Raw genomic sequence first — 21,320 nt, 5'->3', positions numbered from 1 at the left:
GCTGCAGATGCTGTTGAGTTCTTGTTCACATTTGAAGTGTGCAACGTAACAAAGGGAACTTGCAAGTAACAAAGGGCCGGACCGTCCACATTTTGAGACGAATCGGACTATTGTGCCGCACATCACAATTCACACATGTCCAAATGTGACCCATTCTCGTTCGTCACACTGGCTATTCTTGGCGCAATATTCGAATAAAATTTGATGGATTTGCCGTTTTCTGAATCTCAAGCCACGTCACGCGCTTGCCTTTGAATCTCGAGATATGAAACAACCCTTGTCCAATCCTGGATCGGCATCTCGTGAAAATTCTTTGGCAAATCGTCTGCTAGGACCCCCGCAATGGCCCTAGCCTCACGCCGCGCTCGCACTGGATGTCGTTTTGAAGGCCCGTAACGACATCAGCTCCGTGGGCCCACGCCGCTAGGGTTCCCTGGCCGTGGGGCCACGCCGGCGAGGGTCCCTGCCTGAGCTTGCGAAGGCCGGGACCCGGTGGGGACTTGCGAGGCGAGGGTGGCGGTGGGGACTAGTTGGTGGTGCCGGTTCCTTGGGTACTTGATGTGGTGGCAGTAACGATCTGGATGGACTGGGCCGTGTACTTGTCCGATTCCTTGAGCGCAGTGACCCTCACGCTGGATCCGGATTTCACATCGGCGAGGGTCAGGGTGGTGCCGCCGCTTCCGCTTCCACGTTGCCGCAGGCCTTCAGCTACCACGACGTCCGTTCCCAGCGCATAGGTTTTCGTGAACCCGTCCTCGCTCTTGACGGTCATGGAACTCGCTGAGATGTCGGTGACCGTACCCAACTGACCCGCCATGGTGACATAGCTGCCGTTCTGGAGGACCACGTATTCCGAGTGGACCGCGGCGTTCAGGCCGCCCATGCCGACGCCGAGCCCGCCAGGGCCTGCGTTCGTGCCGCCCGGGCCACCGAATCCGCCCTGGCCGTTCTGCCCGGCCCCAGGTCCCTGCGCGTTGGTGGTATCCGCGGCCGCGGTCCCGTTGCCGGCGGCATATGCACCGGCTCCTGCCGCAGCAGCGACCACCACCGCGACGCCGCCAACAATGAGCCCCTTCTTCAGGCTCCAATTCTTGAAAAAGGAAGGTCGGGGCTGTCCGGCGTTGTATTGCTGCGGAGCACCCCACCCGGCGGCCGGCTGCTGGTTCGCCGGCGCCTGCGGAGCACCCCACCCAGCGGCCGGCTGCTGGTTCGCCGGCGGCTGCCGAGGACCCCACCCGGCGGCCGGCTGCTGGTTCGCCGGCGGCTGCGGAGCACCCCACCCGGCGGCCGGCTGCCCGGCACCAGCCTGCGCAAAATCATCAAGGGGGCGGATCACCGGCTGCGGGTGTCCGTTCTCCGGCTCGGAACCAGGTACGGAGGGGTTGTTTTGCTGATCCATGGTGTTCTCCATCGAAATCGAGACTGTTTGGTCGTGATTGTTCTTGTCCCAAACAGCGTCAGCCGCTTTGCTGTGCGTTGGCTGTGTCGAACTGAAGGCTTCCCTGTGACCTGCAGAACCGCCACAACCTCCGGACAGGTGGCTAGGCTGGGACTCACAGGGTGCTCACAGCAACGGCAAAGCACTGGCAAACCGGCAGATTGGAGAGTTGTCCCATGGCATCCTCGCACTCCATGACCAACAACCTTCCGCAACTCAGCCACCCGGACGGTTCCCCCATCCGTGCCCTTGTGGTTGACGACGAACCCAGCCTCGCCGAGCTCATGAGCATGGGCCTCCGCATGGCGGGCTGGTCGGTGGCGGTGGCGGGCGACGGTCCCGCTGCGGTAAAGCTCGCCAAGGACTTCCGACCGGACGTCCTGGTGCTGGATGTGATGCTTCCAGGGTTCGACGGCGTCGAGCTGCTCGGCAGGATCCGCGCCTTTGCGCCGGAGGTGCCTGCGCTCTTCCTCACCGCCAAGGACGACGTACAGGACCGCATCGTCGGGTTGGCCGCCGGCGGCGACGATTATGTCACCAAGCCCTTCAGCATGGAGGAAGTCCTGTTGCGCCTGCACCGTCTGGTCCAACGCTCGGGGGTGGCCGCGATGGACACCGCCGAGCTGGTGGTGGGCGACTTGACCCTGAACGTCGACACGCGTGAAGTTACCCGCGGCGGCGAGGACATCCCGCTCACGGCGACCCAGTTCGAGCTCCTGCGCTACCTCATGGAGAACCCCAAGCGCGTGGTCAGCAAGGCCCAGATCCTGGACCGCGTGTGGGACTACGATTTCGGCGGCCAAGCCAACATCGTGGAGCTTTACATCTCATACCTGCGCAAGAAGATCGAGGCCAACCACCCGCCCATGATCCACACGGTGCGCGGAGCAGGCTACGTCATCAAGCCTGCCGAATAGCCGGGGCGCCGAATGTCCGCACTCTCGGGTATCCCCCGCCAGACCGACCATAGCTGGTTCAATCCTTCAACCTGGCACTTGCGCACGCGCTTGATCCTTCTCTCCATGGCACTCCTTGTGGCCATCTGCGGTGCAGTCGGGGTGGTCAGCTATGCCTCCATGGATGTGTTCCTCACGAAGCAGCTCGATCAGCAATTGATGCAGGCCTCCCACGGCCGCCCGCCGCAAGGCAACCCTGGCGGCCGTCCGGACCCGCTGGACCCGCGCGGCCAGAGCATCGGCACGCTCAATGCACGCATCCTTGCAGGCCAGGTGAGCAGCGATGCCGGCTTCTTGTCCTCCGATGCCACACGTGCGCCGTTGTCGCCCAGCGACGCCCGAATCCTGTCGGCGCTCCCGTCCGATGGCCGCCCGGTTGATCGCACGCTGTCCACTGGCGGCTACCGGCTGGTGGCCACCGAAACTCCATACGGCGATGTTGTCATCACAGGTCTCCCTCTCGCCTCGAAAGAGGACACCGAGGCCTCCCTCGTCTGGACCATGGTGCTGGTCTCCTTGGGCGGACTGGTCCTGATCGGGCTGGCCGGAACCGTGCTGATCCGCCGTACCATGCGGCCTTTGGAGCAACTCTCCGACGTCGCCACCAAGGTGTCGAAACTTCCGCTTGACGCCGGTGAAGTGGCCCTCGCGGTGCGTGTTCCGGCGTCGGCGGCCCATCCGAGCACCGAAGTGGGAAGCGTCGGCCATGCTTTGAACCTGATGCTGGACAACGTCTCGAGCGCCCTCGAGGCCCGCCAGCAAAGCGAAACCAAGGTGCGCCAGTTCGTCGCGGATGCGTCGCACGAACTACGCACTCCGCTGACCGCCATCCGCGGCTACACCGAACTCTTGCGCATGACCGAGACGTTCACCGAAGACGGGCGCAAGTCGCTGGGCCGGGTGCAGAGCCAGTCCGAACGCATGACCACCCTCGTGGAGGACCTCCTTCTCTTGGCCCGGTTGGACGAAGGGAAGGCCCCGGAATTCACCGATGTGGACCTCACGCAGTTGGTGATCGAGACCGTCAGCGACGAGAAAGTCATGGCCCCCGAGCACATCTGGCAGCTCAAGCTCCCGGATGAGCCCCTCACGGTCCGCGGCGACACCACCCAACTCCACCAGGTTTTGGCGAATCTGCTCTCCAACGCCCGCAAGCACACCGAGGCGGGAACCACCGTGGTCACGGGCGTGATGCGCTCCGCCGATGGCAGCGCCGTGGTGACCGTGACCGACAACGGCCCGGGCATCCCGCCTGAATTCCAGGGCAGGATCTTCTCCCGCTTTGCCCGTGCCGACGCCGCCCGGTCCGGCTCCGAGGGCACCTCCGGCCTCGGCTTGTCCATTGTGGAATCCATCGTTCAGGCGCACGGCGGCACGGTCGAAGTGGCGTCGCGGCCTGGCCGGACGGAGTTCGCGGTGCGGCTCCCGGCGCTCAGGACTGCCCCGGCCTGACGGGCGAACCAGAAGAGTACGACGCCGGTGCGCGGCGCGCGCAAGTCGACGCACCGGCGTCGTGATCTCCGTTACCTAAATGTGACTTAAGCTGGATCCTCCTGTACCGTCGAATAGGTGCGCTGGATCATTCCGGCCACCGCCGGGTAGGCGCCGAGCTCTGCCACTCCCCGGTGCCCAACAGTCCAGGCAGAGACGGGGGACCCAGGTCTCCGGGCAAGCGCTCATGTTGAGCCAGCCCTAGGGGTGAAGCCGTGCCGCCACGTTCCGCTGTGGCCACGGCCGGATGACCTCATCCGAATCCGACAGCTAACTCCGCAGGCGTCGAGAGGCAATCACCATGTCTGATTCCAAGGATCAGTCGCGCCCTGTTGCGCGCCACCGCGGCGAACCTGCCCGGAGAAACAAGTCACGTTCCACGCTGAGGCGAGCCGCCTCGAACCTCGGCACCGGCCAGCGCATGGCAGTTGTTGCCGGCGTCGTTGCCGTGTTCCTCGGCGCAGGCGCTGCCACCCAGGCCGCCGGACAAGCCATCAACGCCCAGGACATGAGCCGCACGTCCGAATCCCGCACGGTGGATCACTCAGCCACGCCTTCGGCCACCGCCACGCCGTCGGCGAGCGCAAGCGCGAGCCCCAAGCCGAGCACTGCGTCGACGCCAAGCCAGGCGGCCGCGCCCGCTCCAGCCGCCGTCGCGCCCCAGGCTGCCGCACCGGCCGCACCCGCTGCACCCCCTGCTCCAGCGGCACCGGTTGCACCCGTCGCCGTCGATGATCCCTCCGGCGCCCAGGCCTACGCCGCAAGCATCCTTCCCTCCTACGGTTGGGGCCAGGGCGAAATGTCGGCCCTGATCACCTTGTGGAACAAGGAATCGGATTGGCGCACCACTGCCACCAACGCCTCCAGTGGCGCTTACGGCATTGGGCAGTCGCTGCCGGCCGAAAAGATGGCGTCCGAAGGCGCCGACTGGCAGACCAACTACCAGACGCAAATCCGCTGGGGCCTGAACTACATCAAGGAACGCTACGGATCGCCGTCCGCGGCATGGTCCTTCCACTTGGCCCACAACTGGTACTAAGCCAAGAGCCAACCACAAAGTACGTCGAGGTCCGTCCCTTCCGGGACGGGCCTCTCCGTTTCTTGGCCAGGCAAGTGATGCGCCACGCTGGTCACACATCCACAGCCACGTCACAGGTTCCGCCTAAAGCCTTCATATTCGGCAACGGCACTCTGGATACATGACGCTCATCGAATCCACCTCCGGAACCCTGAAGGACCCCGCGGTGGTGCCGCCGGGCCTTCCCGTCCAACCCAGCACTCCCATCCAGCGCAGCACGGGGCTGCGCGCCCCCGTGGACACCCACACCGCCATCCCCGTCCTCGACGTCACCATCCCCGTCTTCAACGAGGAACGCGATCTCGAAGAGTGCCTGCGCAGGCTTCACGGCCACTTGCGCGAATCCTTCCCGCATGGCTTCCGCATCACCGTGGCGGACAACGCGAGCACGGACGGCACGTTGAAAATCGCGGAGCGCGTAGCCCGGGAACTGCCTGAGCTCGCGGTTGTCCACCTTGACGAGAAGGGACGCGGCAACGCCCTTCGCAAGGTGTGGCTTGCATCGCCGTCGCCCGTTCTGGCTTACATGGACGTTGACCTTTCCACTGACCTCGCCGCACTGGCGCCCCTTTTGGCGCCGCTGATCTCCGGCCATTCGGACCTCGCCATCGGCACCCGACTGACCCGTAACTCGCGGGTCGTCCGCGGCCCCAAACGCGAGTTCATTTCGCGCGGATACAACCTGATGCTGCACTCGTTCATGGGTGCCCGCTTCAGCGATGCCCAGTGCGGCTTCAAAGCGATCCGGGCAGACGTCGCCCAGCAGATCCTCCCGCACACCATGGATAATTCGTGGTTCTTCGACACCGAACTCCTGGTCCTCGCCGAACGCTGCGGGCTCCGGGTCCACGAAGTTCCCGTCGACTGGATCGACGATCCCAATTCCAGCGTCGACGTGGTGCGGACCGCCCTGGCCGACATCCGCGGCATGGTCCGGCTCACCCGGGATCTCGTCTCGGGCCGCATCCCCATTCCGGAACTGCGGGCGGCACTTGCACGCGGGCCGCTCCCGGCGTCGTCCCGCATCGCCGAGCAAAGCCCGCGCAGCAGCCTATTCGGGCAATTGGTCCGGTTCGCCGCGATCGGCGCTGCGTCCACCCTCGCCTATGTGCTCATCTTCCTGTTCTGCCGCGGCTTCATGGACCCGCAGCTGGCGAACTTCCTGGCGCTGCTCGTCACGGCCATCGCCAACACCGGCGCCAACCGTCGCTTCACCTTCGGCATCCAGGGCGGCAATCCCGTTCGGCACCACTTCGAGGGGTTGATCGTCTTCGGGATCGGCCTCGCACTCACCTCCGGGGCACTCGCCTTGGTGCATAGTACGACGACGCCGGACCGCTGGGGCGAGCTTCTCACCGTGGTCGCAGCGAACCTCGCCGCCACGGCAGTCCGCTTCCTGTTGTTCCGCCTTTGGGTCTTCCGGCAGCCTGCGGCGCCGTCGGCTGAACCCAGGACACAAGCCAAAACGCGCACAGAAACGGCAGCATCATGACCTCCACGATCACTCCCGCAAGCACAGGACTCGCCGCCGGAAATGCTGACGCCGGCCCCGCCGTCGGGATTGCCGACGCACCGCGCCACTCGGCAGGCCCATCAACCCCGGACGCCACGCCCCGCTGGACCCGATACGCCTTTGGCCGGCAGCCCCGCTGGGTGCGGCCGTCCGCCGCCGGGCTCCTCGTAGCCACCGCGTTCCTGTATCTCTGGAACCTCGCGGCCACCGGTTACGGAAACTCCTTCTACGCAGCGGCCATTCAAGCCGGCACCAAGGACTGGACGGCGCTTCTGTTCGGTTCGCTCGACGCCGGCAACGCCATCACCGTGGACAAGCCTCCGGCCTCCTTGTGGATCCCTGCTTTGGCGGGCCGGATCTTCGGCTTCTCTCCCCTGAGCATGCTGGTTCCCGAGGCGCTGATGGGCGTGGCCGCCGTTGGATTCCTTTACTTGACGGTCAAGCGGGTTTCCGGACCAGGCGCTGGCTTGTTTGCCGGTGGGGCATTGGCACTGACCCCGGTGGCGGCGCTCATGTTCCGCTTCAACAATCCCGACGCCATGCTGACTCTCTGCCTGGTCCTGGCGGCGTACTTCACTACCCGCGCCATCGAACGGGCGGGCTGGAAGTGGCTCGCCGCTGCCGGCGCTGTAGTGGGCCTCGCGTTCCTGAGCAAGATGCTGCAGGGTTTCCTGATTGTTCCAGGCCTGGGACTCGCGTACCTCTGGGCCGCCCCGACCCCGTTGCGGCGGAGGCTGCTGCACCTGCTCGGCGCGCTGGCCGGAATCGCAGTAGTAGCCGGCAGTTATGTCGCCCTCTTCCAGCTGACCCCGGCATCGGCACGGCCTTACATGGCGGGTTCGCAAACCAACAGCTTCCTCGAGCTGACCTTTGGCTACAACGGGCTGTCCCGCATCACGGGTTCGGGCGAAGGCACGCCCGGCGGAGGCGGAGCGGGCGCCCCTGCTGGAGGCAATCTCGGTGGCCTCGGCGCCTTCGGCGGCGGCGGTGGCGGTGGCGGCAACGCCGGATTCGGTGGCGCTGCCGGGATCACCCGCATGTTTGGCACGAGCTTCGGCGCTGAGGTCTCCTGGCTTCTCCCTGCTGCACTGATTCTGCTGGCAGCCGGCCTATGGTTCACCCGCCGGGAAGCGCGGGCTTCCCGCACCCGTGCCGCGCTCATCCTGTGGGGTGGCTGGCTTCTGGTGACGGCGGGCGTCTTCAGCTTCATGAGCGGCATTGTCCACCCCTACTACGCGGTAGCGCTCGCACCGGCAATCGCAGCCTTGGCAGGCATTGGCAGCGTTGAGCTGTGGCGTGGCCGTGGATATTGGCCGGCCAGGATCGTCCTGGCCGTGGTCATCCTCGGTAGTTCGGCTTGGTCCGCGGTTCTCCTGGGCCGCGACGCCTCGTGGCTTCCGTGGTTGCGCATCGTGATCGTCGTCCTGGGCGTGGTGGCGGCAGCGGCAATCCTGCTCCGCCTCGACTCGTTGCGCTTTGCCGGCCAAAACACGGCGGGGCGGTTCCGGAACGCAGCGGCCGCGGCCGTCGTCGTCGTTTCCCTTCTGGCCGGCGGCCTCGGAACAGCGGCGTGGACGCTCGCGACGGCGGCTACAGCACACTCCGGTTCCATCCCGACGTCGGGACCCAGCGGTTCCGCCATGGGCGGCTTCGGAAACCGCGCCGGTGGGTTCGGCGCGGCTGGTGGCGCGGGTCCGGCGGGAGGGCCCGGTTCCGAGGGAACGTCCGACGCCGGACTGACCGCCCTGCTGAAATCCACCACCACGAAGTGGTCGGCGATCGTCTCCGGTGCCACCCAAGCCGCAAGCCTTGAGCTCGCCACGAACACCAACGTGATCGCGCTCGGTGGCTGGAACGGCGGCGATCCCTACCCCACGCTGGCAGAGTTCCAGGACATGGTGGCCAAGGGACAGATCGGCTACTACATCGCAGGAGGCGGCATGGGTGGCGGCGGGTTCGGAGGCCAAGGCGGCAATTCCGAGGTAGCCTCCTGGGTACAGGCGAACTTCCAAGCCCAGACGGTGGGCAACTCCACGGTCTACAAGCTGACAAAGTAGATTCCGATGACCACTTCCTATTCCACAGGCACGGACTCCGAGGCAAGGCAGCCGGCTCCGCCGCCGCTGTTGGTGGGGCCGACTGCGCCGCAGGAAGCGGCCGTTCCCCACGGAGGGGGCGGCCGCGCCCGGGCCGGTTCGCCCCGCCGGTCCCGCCGGCCCCGCCGCACCCGCGGCCCGCATGCCCTTCGGCACCGCGTGGAGCTCGGTTTCGTGCTCCTGGCAACGGCGGTCCTGTATCTCTGGAATCTCGGCGCTTCCGGCTGGGCCAACGCGTTCTATTCCGCGGCGGCCCAGGCCGGTTCGCAGAATTGGGCCGCATGGTTCTTCGGATCGTCTGACGCCGCCAACTCCATCACGGTGGACAAACCGCCGGCGTCGCTCTGGATCATGGACCTCTCGGTACGGATCTTCGGGCTGAGCTCCTGGAGCATCCTGGTTCCCCAGGCGCTCATGGGCGTGGCCACGGCCTGGCTGCTGTATCTGGCAGTCAGGCGAGCCGCGGCCCCCGCTTCCGGCGATCCACAGCTCGCCCACCGGGCCGGGCTGCTCGCCGCCGTCGTCATGGCCATCACCCCGGTAGCCACCCTCATGTTCCGGTTCAACAACCCGGACGCCCTGCTGGTGCTACTCATGACGGCCGCCGGCTACGCCACCCTGCGGTCCATGCAGGACAACAAACTGCGCTGGCTCCTGCTGGCCGGAGTGTTCCTTGGCTTCGGCTTCCTCACCAAGCAACTCCAGGTCCTGCTGGTGGTTCCTGGATTTGCGGTGGCGTACTTGGTTGCCGCGCCGGGTGGAGTGGGGCGTCGCCTGCTTCATCTGCTCGGCGCGGGGGCGGCCATGGTGGTCGCGGCCGGCTGGTGGCTCGCCGTCGTCGAACTCGTTCCGGCGAACATGCGGCCATACATCGGCGGCTCACAGAACAACTCCATCCTGGAACTGACGCTCGGTTACAACGGCTTGGGCCGGCTCAGCGGCCAGGAGACCGGCAGCGTCGGGGGCGGCAACGGCTGGGGAGTTCCCGGGCTGTTCCGGATGTTCAACAACGAATTCGGCGGCCAGATCGCGTGGCTGCTCCCTTCGGTGCTGGTCCTCGGGGCCGGGCTGCTGTGGCTGGGCCGGCGTGCCCCGCGCACGGATAGCGTCCGCGCCTCGGTGATCGTGTGGGGCTCGTGGGTGCTGGTCACCGGGCTCGTGTTCAGCTTCATGGCAGGCATCATCCACCCCTACTACGCGGTGGCGCTGGCCCCGGGCATCGCCGGGCTCGCGGGCCTGGGCGGGGCGCTTTTGTGGCAGCACCGCGCACAGCTCGTCGCCGCGGTCGTGCTCGCTGTGGCAGTGGCCGCAGCTGGATTCACGGCCTTCGGCCTCCTGGGCGGCACCACCGCTTATGGTCCGTTGCTGCGCTGGGCCGCGCTGCTGGGCGCATTGGCGGCTGCGGCCGGCTTGCTGCTCTCGGGACGTTTCCCGGTCCGCATCCTCCACCGCACGACGGCGGCGCTCGCCCTCGCGGCCTCCCTTGCCGGTCCGCTGGCGTACTCGATCTCTACCGCCTCCGTGACGCATAGTGGCGCAATCCCCAGCGCCGGTCCCGCGACTACGTTCGGTGGCTTCGGCGGCTTTGGAGCCCGGGGCGGCTTCGGGCAAAACAACGCGTCCCAGAACACTCCCCCGCAGACCCTCCAACAGCCGGGCGCCCAGGCTGGCGGCTTCGGAGGGAACCGGCAAGGCGGCGGCCTGGGCGGCCTGCTCGGCGCCACCACGCCGTCGTCGGAAATGGTTGCCGCACTGAAATCCGGCGCCTCGAACTACACGTGGGCGGCCGCCGTCGTGGGCTCGAACAACGCCGCCGGCTACCAGCTGGCCACCGAACTGCCGGTCATGGCGGTGGGCGGTTTCAACGGCACGGACCCGTCTCCCACCCTTGAGCAGTTCCAGCAGCTCGTTGCACAGGGCAAGATCCACTACTTCATCGCCGGCGGGACCATGCAGGCGAACAGCGGATCGGAAGCCCCCGCCCAGATCGCGCAATGGGTGGCTGCGAACTTCCAGTCACAGACCATCGGCGGGACCACGGTGTACGCACTGGCGGGCTAGAACCGGCTGGCTGAAGCGCCCAAACAGGTTGTGGCGGTGACCGCGGAGTAATCCGAGGTCACTGCCACAGCCTTTCTGTCGCCCTCCAGGCCCCGCAAGAAAACTTTCAAAAAGACCCTTGTTTTGCAAACGTTTGCAGAGAAAAGTGGACGCCACTGCAGATCCCATTTCCAAGCTTTCGTTGCATCAAGGAGGATGTATGTATTTCGCCGACTGGCTCGTTTTAGGGGCCTACTTCGTCGTCATGATAGGGATCGGCTGGTGGGCCAAGAGCCGAGTGAAAAACGCCGCGGACTTCTTCACAGCCGGCGGGAAGATGCCGTGGTGGCTGGCGGGAATCTCCCACCACATGTCCGGCTATTCGGCAGCTGTCTTCGTGGCCTACGCCGCCATCGCCTACACCACCGGATTCGCACTGTATGTCTGGTGGGCGCTCACCATCACCATCGCCTGCCTTGTTGGCGCTGTCTTCTTCGCCCCGCGCTGGCCGCGCCTGAGGCAGCGTTTGGGAATCATCTCCCCGCTCGAATACCTGGCTACGCGCTACAACCTGCCCGCGCAGCAAGTACTGGCTTGGTCCGGTGCCGCATTGAAAGTCTTCGATGTTGCGGCCAAATGGGCGGCCAGCGCGATCCTGCTGAACGTGTTCGCCGGGGTTCCGATCGCCGTTGGCATCCTGATCGTTGGCGGGGTCACGCTCATCTATTCGACCATTGGCGGTTTGTGGGCGGACGCATTGACGGATATGGGCCAGTTCATCATCCAGTCCGTAGCGGGCATTGCGATGCTTATCTTCGCCGTGGCCAAGCTCGGGGGCGTTTCCTCGATCGCGGGAATCTGGTCCCGTCTGCCGGCCTCGCACTCACAGCCATTCGCGGGGGACTACACCATCGGATTCTTCCTCGCCTATTGCCTGATCAGCACTATTTCCTACAACGGCGGAACCTGGAACCTGGCTCAACGCTTCATCGCCGCTCCGTCCGGCTCAGCGGCCCGCAAATCAGTCCTGCTTTCGGGCGCACTGTATCTCGTGTGGCCTCTGGTGCTTTTCTTCCCGATGTGGGCCGCGCCGCTGATCCTGCCCAATCTGACGCACCCGGATCAGGCTTATGCGCTCCTGACCCAGCAACTGCTGCCGGCCGGCCTGGTGGGGTTGGTCGTCGCCGGAATGTTCTCACACACCATGGCCATGACGTCTTCGGACGCCAACGCGATTTCCGCCGTCGTCATCCGGGACATCATCCCTGCGCTGCGCGGTTCCCGGCAGCCCCTGACGTCGCGGGCGGAACTACTGGGTGGCCGGATTTCCACGTTCCTGTTCATCGGATTGTCGATGGTCATCGCCCTGAGCGCGGATTCATTCGGCGGGGTCCTGGGCCTGATCATCCTCTGGTTCGGTGCCTTGGTGGGGCCGATCGCGGTTCCCATGCTGTTGGGGATGTTGCGCCCGTTCCGGCGCTGCGGCCCATCTGCAGCCCTGTTCTCCTGGGCCACCGGTTTGCTCGTTTTCGCACTCGCAAAGTACGCTTTGGCCGCTCCCATCGCGAGCCTGGGCACGGCCAGTGCGCAGACAATCAACGTGGCCGCTCCGGTGCTTGCCTCGGCGATCATCTATTGCGTCTTCGGCTGGCTGCGCCCGTGGCACAACGAAGCATCCGACGCCCTTGTCGAGTCCCTTGACCGGGACCTTGAGCCGGCCACATCGATTCCAGTCGAAAGCACCGTGGCATGAGCGCAACTGGATCCGAAATACGGGATCAGCTGCTCAAGGGAGTCCTCCCCTGGTGGCTCGAGAACGGGGTGGACAGGGAAAGCGGAGGGGTTTTCACCTGCTTTTCCAACGCAGGGCGGTTGCTTTCGAACGAGAAATATACGTGGTCCCAAGGCCGCTGGGCTTGGCTCTGTTCAAGGATTGCGCTTGACAGCGGGGACGGGATCATCGCGGAAAATCCCCAGTTGTGGGCTGCCTTGTCGATTGAAACGGCCAGGTTCATCCAAGAACACGCCATCTTGGACGGCAGCGTGACGGCATACCGCACATCGGCTGAGGGACAGGCGCTACCGTCCGGGCCGCAAGGCGAGATCGCCGTCAGCGTACTGGCCGACCTCTTTGCGGCCTTGGGCCTGGCGGGTGCAGCCCGGCTTCCCGAAGCGGCTGGCCGCGAACGTGGCGAGTGGCTCCAATCAGCCCATGCGCTTCTCGCCCACGCCGAAGAAAGAATCGAGGCCCGGAAGGCTCCGTCCGAGCCCTACCCCGTCCGCGCCGGATTCAAGGACGCGGCCGGGCTGATGCTGCTTCTGAATGTGGGCGCCCAACTCCATTTGGCCTGCGGCTCTGTTGAAAGCGCCGAAACAGCCGGTGCCGCGCTTTCCCAGCTGCTCGGCGACGGATCCGCCGAAGGCATGTGGAAGGCCGACACCTGGTGGGAATACCGGCCTGACAGTAGCGATGACCTGGACACGCTCCTGGCCCGCCACCGCACCCCCGGCCACTTGTTGGAGATGCTCTGGATGGTCATGGAAGCCGCCGAAATAGTGCCCGGACTTGCACCACGTATTCCGGATTGGCTACCGGACCTTGCCATCCGTGCCCTGGAAGCGGGTTGGGATGACCAGCATGGCGGCATCTTCCGATACGTCGACAGCACCGGGGATGAACCGCGGGGCAGGCTTTTCGGCAACGACCCCTACGAAACGTTGGTGACCCAAACGTGGGACACCAAGCTGTGGTGGGTCCAGGTTGAGGCCCTCTACGCAACCAGGCTGCTCGCCGAGCGTTTCGGGCGGCCCGACCTCCTGGAGTGGCATGAGCGGATCTGGTCCTACACCCTCGGCACCTTTCCGGATCCCTCCGGCCAGGAGTGGCTGCAAATCCGCGACCGCGAGGGGAAGCCCCTCGACAAGGTGGTGGCGCTGCCCGTCAAGGACCCCTTCCATATAGCCCGATCCCTCCTCCTGACTACTGAACTAGAAACCCGAAGGACACACACGTGACAGCACTGACCACTTACAGCCCTGTCGTTTCCACACACCCGGACCGGGCCGCACTGGGGGAACACGCCGGCGCGCATGCAGCGGAAACGCTGCGCAAGGCGCTCCGGAACCAGCGGGAGGTCCGGCTGATGCTCGCAGCAGCTCCCAGCCAGGAGGCAACGCTTCAGGCGCTCGTCCAGGAGCCCGGCATCGATTGGAGCCGCATAACGTGTTTCCACATGGACGACTACCTCGCGCTCGAGCCGGACGCACCCCAAGGATTCGGAAACTGGCTGCAACGTACGTTCTTCAGCTTCCTTCCGCCCACCACCTTTCACCGCATCAACCCGGGGAACCCTGCCCAAGACGAAGCGGAGCGCTATGGCACGTTGATGGGCCAAGATCCCTTTGACCTCGTCTTGCTCGGATTGGGGGTCAACGGCCATCTTGCCTTCAACGATCCCCCGGCCGACCTCGCCGACCCGCTGCCCGCCCGCGTCATCAACCTGGACCAAGTAAGCCGCCAGCAACAGGTGGACGAAGGGCATTTCGCCGGTTTCGACGACGTTCCGCAGCGCGCCATCACCGTCTCCATCCCGCGTTTGCTGCATGCCTCCGAAATCATCGCCTCCGTGCCAGGCCGTGCCAAAAGGACTGCCGTCCACAACACCCTGAACCAGCCGATCAGCGGAGACCATCCGGGTACTGCGCTGCGCACGCACCCCAACGTCACCATCTACCTCGACGCCGAATCCGATCCGCGATGAACTCAAATGAGCAGCTCTCGGGCGACTACCTTGGAAAAATCACCGAGCTCCTCGGGCGGATCCGCCTGGAGGAAGCCGAAAACATCAGAGTCGCCGCGGACATTCTCGCGGCCCAGGTAGCCAAGGACGAACTGGTACACATCTACGGCCCGGGCGGTCATTCGAACCTGGCAAGCCAGGAAGTGTTCTTCCGGGCAGGCGGGTTGATGCACGTCTCGGCTATTTTGGACGAAGGCACCCTGCTCTCCGGCGGTGCCCTCCGCTCTATGGCCATGGAACGGACTCCAGGTTACGGCCGGATCGTCATCGAAGACGCGGGCCTCGGACCCGGGGATGTCCTCATCCTGGTCAACGCCTACGGCATCAATAGCGCGCTCATTGACGCGGCGCTGACGGCACGCGAACTATCGGTCACGACCATCGGCTTTTCCTCGCGCGAGCACGCGGAGGAAACAGCCGGTGACCACCCCGCACGGCATCCGCAAAAACTGAACCTGCACGACGTCGTCGACCACCACATCGACACGAAGGTTCCGGTCGGGGACGCCGTCATGGAGGTCCCCGGGGCAAAGGAAAAAACGGCCGCAGTGTCCACCTTCGCCAACGCCTTCGCCCTCAACTGGCTCATGATGTCCACCATCGGCAAGCTGAACGAAATCGGCATTGAGCCGCCATTGTGGCGATCGGGAAATGCTCCAGGCGGGGACGAAGCCAACCAGCAGTTCATTTCACGTTTCAAAGGACGGGTACACAAGCTGTGACACACCCCAAAACGATCGTGGGCAAAGACCCCCACCGGGGGATCAACATAGAAATCGCCTACGACACGACCATCCTGTCGGTGCGGGAGATCGGCCCTTTCCAAGGGGTGCCCGTGATCGCGCCGGGATTTATCGACGGCCAGGTCAACGGTTACGGCGGCCTGGACGTCAACTCCGCCGACGTCTCGCCGCAAACCATCATCAACCTGAGCGCGGAGCTTGCGAAACTGGGCGTCACCACGTGGGTCCCGACCATTGTGACAGCGTCGGAGGAGGCGATCACCGTCGCGCTCGAACAGATCAAGCGTGCCTGCGACATTGATCCGACCACCAGGGCAGCCATCCCCTGCGTGCACATCGAGGGTCCTTTCATCTCGGACCAGGACGGTCCCCGCGGTGTCCACGACGCCGCCTTCGTCCGTCCCTTGGACGCAGATGAGATTCGGCGCTGGCTTCGCGCAAGCGGAATGGTCGGTATCGTCACCGTCTCCCCACATACGCCCGATGCGCCGGCCCAGATCGCCCGGATCCGCGAACTCGGCGTCGAAGTGGCCATTGGACATACGCACGCGAGTCCTGAACAAATCACGGCTGCCATCACCGCGGGAGCCGGTCTGGCCACCCATCTGGGCAACGGCATCGCCACCACCCTGCCAAGGCATCCGAATGCCCTGTGGACTCAACTCGCTGACGACCGGCTCACGGCGGGACTCATAGCGGACGGCCACCACTTGCCCAGCGATACGCTCAAAGTCATGATCAGGGCAAAGACCCCCGAGCGCGCTTATCTGGTGTCTGACAGCACCGCACTGGCCGGTAGCGCGCCTGGCCGCCACCGCACTTCCGTGGGCGGCCTCGTGGATCTCGCTCCTGGCGGGAGGCTCTCCCACGTGGGTACGGACCTGCTCGCGGGGGCCGCCGCTACCCTCCCGGACGGATTCCGCAACGTGATCCGCAACGTCGGCCTGGAGCTACCGGAGGCCCTCAAAATGGTGACGTCCACTCCCGCCCGGGTGATTCCGGGCACCCGGCCGGGGCTCGGCCACCTTCGAGTCGGTTCCCCGGCAGATTTCGTCCTGATCACCGGGGAGGGACCCGGAGCCGGGACCATTACCGAGGTCATCCAGTCCGGCCGGAAAGTATCCGGCGGACCGGAATGAGTACCCCCCAAGCCGAGCAGGGCGTCCTGAGGGTGGGCGCCGCCGTCGTCGGGATCTCGCCGCCCGCAGGTACCCCAATGGCCGGATTCGCGGCGAGGACTGAACCGAGCACCGGTGTCCACGATCCCCTGACCGTCCGGGCGTTGGCTGTCGATGACACGTGCTGGATCACCGTGGATGTGTGCGGCCTGCACGAAGACACATGCACCCGCATCGCACGCGGCCTGCCCTTCATGCCGGAACGTGTCGCGATCACCGCGACGCATACCCACGCAGGTCCGTGCGTTATGCCGGGCCGACTCGGAGGCCATCACCCGGGTCTCCTGGAGGAGATCGTCGTGGCTTGCCACGAGGCCGCCGAGACCGCGTTGGCCTCCCAGCAGCCTGCCACCTTGCATTACGGCGAATCGCGCGGAGTGGACATTGCCAGGAACCGACGCCATCCCGAACGTGCCGTGGACCCGCCCGTCCAAGTCGCCACATTCAGCGACGAAGCCGGACAAGTGCTTGCCTGGATCCTGCTCTATCCGTGCCACCCGGTGGTCCTGGGTCCGGAAAACCGGCTCATCAGCGGCGACTATCCGGCGTTCACCAGGAGCGTCCTGGAGGAACGTTCCCCAGGCTCAGTGGCCCTTTTCCTGCCCGGGACCGCCGGTGACATCAACTCGGGCCATCGTGCCGACGCGTCGTACTCGCTTTCCGGCTCAACCGGCAGGACGATGGAGCAGGCGCGAAAGATCGGAGAACATGTGGCGGCATCCGCGTTGGGGACCCCGCTATTGCCGGTCTTCGGTTCCCGGGAGACCTCGGCGGCCCGGAGGACCGTCGGCGTCGCAATGAATGCGCGCGACGCGGTTTCCCCCTCGGCGTTGGGCCGGCAGTGGGAGGCCGAAGCGGTTTCTGCCGAACCGGGCCGGCGATCCCTTCTCAACACGTGGATGCAGTGGGCGATGGACCGCGGTCCCGACGACAAAATGTCCTGGCGCGCGCCAGTGAGCGTCTTCAACTGGCAGGGCCTGACCCTCGTAGGACTACCCGGAGAACCATTCTTGGCCGCAACGGAAGCCATCGCCTCCGAGCTCGAAGGGCCCGTATTCGTCACGGGCTACACCAACGGGTGCCCCGGATACTTCCCGAGCGCGGACGAATATGACTTCGGAGGATACGAAGTGGAGGACGCGCACCGCTATTACGGTATGCCTGCCCCCTTCGCGCCTGGCAGCGCGGAAGCCCTGGTCCGTGCCGCATTGGAGCTCGCGGGTGAGCCCCAATGACGGGCCGTCCAACCATCACGCAATTGGCGGCCGAACTCGGCATAGCCCCCTCAACCGTGTCCAGGGCCTTTACCCGGCCAAACCTGCTCAAGCCCGAGACGGTGGCAATGGTTCAAAAGGCTGCCGAAGCCGCCGGCTACGTACCGAACCATCACGCTCGCGCCCTCTCGACAGGACGCGCCGGCGCGATCGGACTCATCGTGCCGGACATCGCCAACCCGTTCTTCCCTCCACTGGTCCGCGCGGCCCAAAACTACGCGAGCGACCTCGGACTGTCCGTCTTCTTGGCGGACACGGATGAAGACCCCACCCGGGAAGACCGCCTCATCTCACGGATGGCGCCCCAGGTCGAAGGGTTGATCGTCGTATCCTCCCGGCTCGCTTCGTCCCGCATCCGGCAAATCGCCGATTCCCAGCGGGTAGCCTTCATCAACCGCGATGTTCCGGAGACGTACCGGATCCTCCTGGACACCGCGGCCGCCATCCGCTCCGGTCTGACGCACCTGTCCGGGCTCGGCCACCGCCGCATCGCCTACGTCGGCGGGCCACCACAATCATGGGCAAACAAGCAGCGCCGCTCGGCCGTGGACAACTTCTCGAAGGCCCACGCCCTCGAGGTCATGCACTTCAGTGCGGACCCGGGCACCTATGACGCCGCGAAGGCTCTGAGCGATTCGGTGGCAGCGTCCGGAGTCACCGCAGTCATCGCTTTCGACGACGTGATCGCGCACGGCTTGATGGGCGGGTTCGCTGCCGCGGGCGTTGACGTCCCGAAGGACTTGAGCGTCATCGGATGCGACGACACCCTCGCGACCGAAACGTTTCCTGCCCTTTCGACGATCGCGGTCAACGTCGGTGCTGCAGCCCGGCGCGCCGTCGCCGCCCTCTCCGAGAACCCAGGCTCAACCAGCCTGACGGGCGCAAGGATCATCTTCGAGGGAACCCTCGTCCTCAGGGGAACAACAGGACCGGTCCGTCCCGCATCCAGCCCGCTGACGCTAGAACCGGAGCTCGATCACCCATCGACCGGAAGCGTCCAGGCTCGCCGTGGCAGTGACAGCTGAATAGTCCGCGATCTGCCACAGCCCATCCGCCGCCTCGCCGCCGGCGTCGCCCACCACCACGGTCCGCATTCCGGCCGCACGGGCGGAAGCGATGCCCGCGGGGGCATCTTCGAAGACGACGACGTCGGCCGGCTCGGCACCCAGCAGCGCTGCGGCCCTGAGGTAGCCTTCCGGGTGCGGTTTGCCACGGGTCACGGCCTCGGAGGTAACAGTGGTCGCGGGCATCTCGAGTCCGGCTGCCTGCATGCGCACCCCGGCAAGGATCCGATCGGCCGAGGTGACCATGGCGACGGCGTCGGCAGGCAAGGACCGCAACAGTTCCGCGGCTCCGGGCAACGCAACGATCCCGTCCGTCCGGGTCCGTTCCATCTCGCCGAGTTCCTCCGCGAGCGCGTCGATGTCAGCTCCGGCGGGTGCGAAACGGCGCACCGTGTCCTTGGCTTGGACACCGTGTGAAGTCCGCAGGATCTCCTCGATATCCAGTCCGTACCGGCCCGCGAATTCGCTCCAGACTTCCTCCACGATCGCGGTGGAGTCCACCAAGGTTCCGTCCATATCGAAGAGGACAGCCCGGACGGTCAGGGTTTTCACGGCTTCAGCAGGCAGGTTCATGCATCCATCCTGCCGCTGAAGCCGGTCTGCGGCCCAACTCTTACGGTGTGAGTCCTAGCCGTTGGGCCGGTGGGGGATGTACTGAACGGCCCATTTGTTGCCGTCCGGATCGGCGAAGTACACAAAGTGGCCCCAATCCTGGATGTCGATGTCGCTGACTTCCACGCCGTTGGCCTTGAGCTGGCTGTGGGCCTCCTGGATATCCCCCACCACCATCTGCAGGCTGGGAGCGGTGCCTGGAGGGGCGTCGTTGAGGCCCTCGCCGATGCAGATGGAGCAGGCCGAGCCGGGCGGAGTCAGTTGGACGAAGCGAATACCGTCCATGGGCCGCTCGTCGTAGTCGGCGTTGAAGCCCACTTTGTTGACGTAGAAATCCTTGGCGCGGTCCACATCGGACACGGGGACAAACACAAGTTCAAGTTTCCAGTCCATGCGCCAAAGGCTATCGGCGGAGCCCGAAAACCGGTAGGGGCGGAGCACAACGCTGGGTCACTTACGGCCCATGTTGCTGCTCGAATTGGGCCGTAAGTGACCCCGCGTTGACGAGTTCGGCTGGTTAGGCGTTTTGCAGGGAGGGTTCGACGGCGGCGCCCGCTTCCGCTCCAGCCGCCAGGCTGCGTGCGTGGGCGCGGGACGGGAGGAGCCACGCCGCCAGCGTGGCGAGGACCAGCACAGACGCACCCACGTAGACGGCGGGAATGGCCGCGTCCACATAGCCCGTGGGAGTGAGTTTGCCGCCGGCTCCCGTGAAGACTGCCGTCAGGACGGCCACGCCCAGGGCCACACCGATCTCCCGAAGGGTGGAGTTGGTCCCACTCGCCTTCGCGTGGTCCTCGGCGCGCATGTTGGCGAGCACCGCCGTCGACATCGGGGCGAAAACCAACCCCATGCCGATTCCCGCCGCAACAAAGCCCGGCACCAGGGTTTCATAAGGGACGGTCGCGGAAAGGACTCCGGCCAGCCAGAACATGCCCGCTGTCAGCAGCACGAGGCCCGCAATCATCAGGGTCTTGGTGCCAAGCCGCGGGGCCAACAGGCCGGCAAGCGGTGCCACGAACATGGGCGCCAAGGTCCAGGGCATCGTCATGACGCCTGCTGCGAGGGGTCCGTGGCCCTGCACTACCTGCAGGAACTGGATGAGGATGAAGACAGACCCGAAGATCCCGAAGCTGAAGGTCAAGCCGATCAGGTTTGCCACGGTGAAGCTGCGGTCGCGGAACAGCCGGAGCGGAAGCAGTGGCGCAGCGACCCGGGATTCCCACAGAACGAAGGCAAGCAGCAGGACGCCGCCACCGATCAAGCCTACGAGGACTTCGGCACTGGACCAGCCGGCGTCGTTCCCCCGGACAATGCCGAAGACGAGCCCCAGGAGGCCAAGTCCGGAAAGAAGAAGGCCTACGACGTCGGCGCGGACACGGGCGCCGAAGCTGTTCGGCAGCGCGAAGAGCGCCAGAGGAATCGACAGGATGCCGATGGGCACGTTGAGCCAGAAGATCGCTTCCCAGCTCCAGCCTTCCACGACTGCGCCGCCGATCAGCGGCCCCAGTGCGACACCCAGGCCGGAGACTCCGCCCCAGATGCCGATGGCGAGCGGGCGCAGCTTGTCGCTGACCGAGCCCACCAGCAGGGTGAGCGATAGCGGCATGAGCGCCGCGGAGCCAACGCCCTGGACCGCGCGGGCGGCGATGAGCTGCACCGGATCCGTGCTGACGGCTGCCGCTGCGGACGCGAGGGTGAAGATGGCAAGGCCCGCAATGAACACGTGACGGCGGCCGAAGCGGTCCCCCAGGCCGACAGCGAGGAGCATGAACGCCGCGAAGCTCAGGGAGTAGGCGTTGACGATCCACTGCAGTTCCTCGACGCTCGCACCGAGGGCCTTGTGCATGACGGGCAGTGCGTTGGTGACCACGAGGTTGTCCAGTGTGGCCATGAAGACGGGGAGAGAGGCCGCCACAATGGCCAGCCAAACGGGAATGGTGCGTTTCATGATGACTCCACGGGTCGCTGAGGTGGCGCTAAATCGGGTTGTTGTAATCGAATGATTACTTAAGGGCCAAAGTTAGTTATCGACTGATA

The 21,320-nt window shown here is 65.4% G+C and carries 17 protein-coding genes and 1 riboswitch; of the genes, 13 read left to right on the top strand and 4 right to left on the bottom strand.

The annotated features are described in order from the left end of the window. Positions 1-526: 526 nt before the first annotated feature. Complete coding sequence (locus AC3WJM_RS17830; RefSeq protein WP_492272529.1) at positions 527-1,399, bottom strand: hypothetical protein; 873 nt, start codon at positions 1,397-1,399, stop codon at positions 527-529. A gap of 215 nt (positions 1,400-1,614) precedes the next feature. On the opposite strand from AC3WJM_RS17830, the gene AC3WJM_RS17825 reads away from it, so the two are divergent. From AC3WJM_RS17825 to AC3WJM_RS17765, 13 genes are all read left to right on the top strand, one after another. Next, positions 1,615-2,355: a response regulator transcription factor gene (locus tag AC3WJM_RS17825; protein WP_078106594.1), complete on the top strand. Its 741-nt coding sequence runs from the start codon at positions 1,615-1,617 to the stop codon at positions 2,353-2,355. 12 nt (positions 2,356-2,367) lie between these two features. Further along, on the top strand, positions 2,368-3,846 hold the full coding sequence (locus AC3WJM_RS17820; RefSeq protein WP_284988748.1) for a sensor histidine kinase: 1,479 nt from the start codon (positions 2,368-2,370) through the stop codon (positions 3,844-3,846). Between the two features lie 164 nt (positions 3,847-4,010). After that, a riboswitch (cyclic di-AMP (ydaO/yuaA leader) is annotated at positions 4,011-4,184 on the top strand. Positions 4,185-4,186: 2 nt separating this feature from the next. Beyond that, the gene (locus AC3WJM_RS17815; protein ID WP_306962626.1) at positions 4,187-4,924 is read left to right on the top strand and encodes an aggregation-promoting factor C-terminal-like domain-containing protein; all 738 of its coding nucleotides are present in this window, start codon (positions 4,187-4,189) and stop codon (positions 4,922-4,924) included. A gap of 160 nt (positions 4,925-5,084) precedes the next feature. Next, positions 5,085-6,455, top strand: a complete 1,371-nt coding sequence (locus tag AC3WJM_RS17810; protein ID WP_492272528.1) for a bifunctional glycosyltransferase family 2/GtrA family protein — start codon at positions 5,085-5,087, stop codon at positions 6,453-6,455. Beyond that, the gene (locus AC3WJM_RS17805) at positions 6,452-8,533 is read left to right on the top strand and encodes an ArnT family glycosyltransferase (protein WP_492272527.1); all 2,082 of its coding nucleotides are present in this window, start codon (positions 6,452-6,454) and stop codon (positions 8,531-8,533) included. The genes AC3WJM_RS17810 and AC3WJM_RS17805 overlap by 4 nt, the downstream gene beginning before the upstream one ends. Positions 8,534-8,539: 6 nt before the next feature. Continuing rightward, complete coding sequence (locus tag AC3WJM_RS17800; protein ID WP_492272526.1) at positions 8,540-10,633, top strand: ArnT family glycosyltransferase; 2,094 nt, start codon at positions 8,540-8,542, stop codon at positions 10,631-10,633. A 199-nt stretch (positions 10,634-10,832) separates the two neighbouring features. After that, positions 10,833-12,365: a sodium:solute symporter family protein gene (locus AC3WJM_RS17795; RefSeq protein WP_492272525.1), complete on the top strand. Its 1,533-nt coding sequence runs from the start codon at positions 10,833-10,835 to the stop codon at positions 12,363-12,365. After that, positions 12,362-13,627, top strand: a complete 1,266-nt coding sequence (locus tag AC3WJM_RS17790; RefSeq protein ID WP_492272524.1) for an AGE family epimerase/isomerase — start codon at positions 12,362-12,364, stop codon at positions 13,625-13,627. Before AC3WJM_RS17795 ends, AC3WJM_RS17790 begins: the two co-directional genes overlap by 4 nt. Further along, entirely contained in the window at positions 13,624-14,373 is a 750-nt protein-coding gene (locus AC3WJM_RS17785; protein ID WP_216363182.1) for a 6-phosphogluconolactonase, read from the top strand. Before AC3WJM_RS17790 ends, AC3WJM_RS17785 begins: the two co-directional genes overlap by 4 nt. Next, positions 14,370-15,134: a sugar isomerase domain-containing protein gene (locus tag AC3WJM_RS17780; RefSeq protein ID WP_059388611.1), complete on the top strand. Its 765-nt coding sequence runs from the start codon at positions 14,370-14,372 to the stop codon at positions 15,132-15,134. The genes AC3WJM_RS17785 and AC3WJM_RS17780 overlap by 4 nt, the downstream gene beginning before the upstream one ends. Continuing rightward, positions 15,131-16,294 (top strand): N-acetylglucosamine-6-phosphate deacetylase, encoded by a 1,164-nt coding sequence (locus tag AC3WJM_RS17775; RefSeq protein ID WP_059388610.1) that lies wholly within the window; start codon positions 15,131-15,133, stop codon positions 16,292-16,294. Before AC3WJM_RS17780 ends, AC3WJM_RS17775 begins: the two co-directional genes overlap by 4 nt. Continuing rightward, the gene (locus tag AC3WJM_RS17770) at positions 16,291-17,568 is read left to right on the top strand and encodes a neutral/alkaline non-lysosomal ceramidase N-terminal domain-containing protein (RefSeq protein ID WP_492272523.1); all 1,278 of its coding nucleotides are present in this window, start codon (positions 16,291-16,293) and stop codon (positions 17,566-17,568) included. The genes AC3WJM_RS17775 and AC3WJM_RS17770 overlap by 4 nt, the downstream gene beginning before the upstream one ends. Beyond that, positions 17,565-18,632 carry a LacI family DNA-binding transcriptional regulator gene (locus tag AC3WJM_RS17765; protein ID WP_284988738.1) on the top strand — a complete coding sequence of 356 codons (1,068 nt, stop codon included), beginning with the start codon at positions 17,565-17,567 and terminating at the stop codon, positions 18,630-18,632. The genes AC3WJM_RS17770 and AC3WJM_RS17765 overlap by 4 nt, the downstream gene beginning before the upstream one ends. Here the strand turns inward: AC3WJM_RS17765 and AC3WJM_RS17760 are convergent. The 3 genes from AC3WJM_RS17760 to AC3WJM_RS17750 form a co-directional block, all read right to left on the bottom strand. Beyond that, positions 18,567-19,244: an HAD-IA family hydrolase gene (locus AC3WJM_RS17760; protein WP_306962603.1), complete on the bottom strand. Its 678-nt coding sequence runs from the start codon at positions 19,242-19,244 to the stop codon at positions 18,567-18,569. The two genes, AC3WJM_RS17765 and AC3WJM_RS17760, sit on opposite strands and share 66 nt — an antisense overlap. A gap of 54 nt (positions 19,245-19,298) precedes the next feature. After that, entirely contained in the window at positions 19,299-19,676 is a 378-nt protein-coding gene (locus AC3WJM_RS17755; RefSeq protein WP_059388606.1) for a VOC family protein, read from the bottom strand. Positions 19,677-19,800: 124 nt separating this feature from the next. Next, a complete protein-coding gene (locus AC3WJM_RS17750; RefSeq protein ID WP_492272522.1) occupies positions 19,801-21,231 on the bottom strand; it encodes an MFS transporter in 1,431 nt (476 codons plus the stop codon). Between the last annotated feature and the right edge of the window lie 89 nt (positions 21,232-21,320).

Source organism: Arthrobacter sp. FW306-1B-G06A, assembly GCF_058781765.1.
The sequence above is the reverse complement of the archived record's forward strand: the minus strand, read 5'-3'. Positions and strand labels throughout refer to the sequence as shown.

What these genes read in the sequence shown, in the direction of transcription:
- AC3WJM_RS17755 (WP_059388606.1), bottom strand. Translation starts at nt 19,676, where the DNA reads ATGGACTGGAAACTTGAACTTGTGTTTGTCCCCGTGTCCGATGTGGAC.
- AC3WJM_RS17800 (WP_492272526.1), top strand. Translation starts at nt 8,540, where the DNA reads ATGACCACTTCCTATTCCACAGGCACGGACTCCGAGGCAAGGCAGCCG.
- AC3WJM_RS17805 (WP_492272527.1), top strand. Translation starts at nt 6,452, where the DNA reads ATGACCTCCACGATCACTCCCGCAAGCACAGGACTCGCCGCCGGAAAT.
- AC3WJM_RS17830 (WP_492272529.1), bottom strand. Translation starts at nt 1,399, where the DNA reads ATGGATCAGCAAAACAACCCCTCCGTACCTGGTTCCGAGCCGGAGAAC.
- AC3WJM_RS17815 (WP_306962626.1), top strand. Translation starts at nt 4,187, where the DNA reads ATGTCTGATTCCAAGGATCAGTCGCGCCCTGTTGCGCGCCACCGCGGC.
- AC3WJM_RS17780 (WP_059388611.1), top strand. Translation starts at nt 14,370, where the DNA reads ATGAACTCAAATGAGCAGCTCTCGGGCGACTACCTTGGAAAAATCACC.
- AC3WJM_RS17820 (WP_284988748.1), top strand. Translation starts at nt 2,368, where the DNA reads ATGTCCGCACTCTCGGGTATCCCCCGCCAGACCGACCATAGCTGGTTC.
- AC3WJM_RS17790 (WP_492272524.1), top strand. Translation starts at nt 12,362, where the DNA reads ATGAGCGCAACTGGATCCGAAATACGGGATCAGCTGCTCAAGGGAGTC.
- AC3WJM_RS17760 (WP_306962603.1), bottom strand. Translation starts at nt 19,244, where the DNA reads ATGAACCTGCCTGCTGAAGCCGTGAAAACCCTGACCGTCCGGGCTGTC.
- AC3WJM_RS17825 (WP_078106594.1), top strand. Translation starts at nt 1,615, where the DNA reads ATGGCATCCTCGCACTCCATGACCAACAACCTTCCGCAACTCAGCCAC.
- AC3WJM_RS17810 (WP_492272528.1), top strand. Translation starts at nt 5,085, where the DNA reads ATGACGCTCATCGAATCCACCTCCGGAACCCTGAAGGACCCCGCGGTG.
- AC3WJM_RS17795 (WP_492272525.1), top strand. Translation starts at nt 10,833, where the DNA reads ATGTATTTCGCCGACTGGCTCGTTTTAGGGGCCTACTTCGTCGTCATG.
- AC3WJM_RS17765 (WP_284988738.1), top strand. Translation starts at nt 17,565, where the DNA reads ATGACGGGCCGTCCAACCATCACGCAATTGGCGGCCGAACTCGGCATA.
- AC3WJM_RS17770 (WP_492272523.1), top strand. Translation starts at nt 16,291, where the DNA reads ATGAGTACCCCCCAAGCCGAGCAGGGCGTCCTGAGGGTGGGCGCCGCC.
- AC3WJM_RS17750 (WP_492272522.1), bottom strand. Translation starts at nt 21,231, where the DNA reads ATGAAACGCACCATTCCCGTTTGGCTGGCCATTGTGGCGGCCTCTCTC.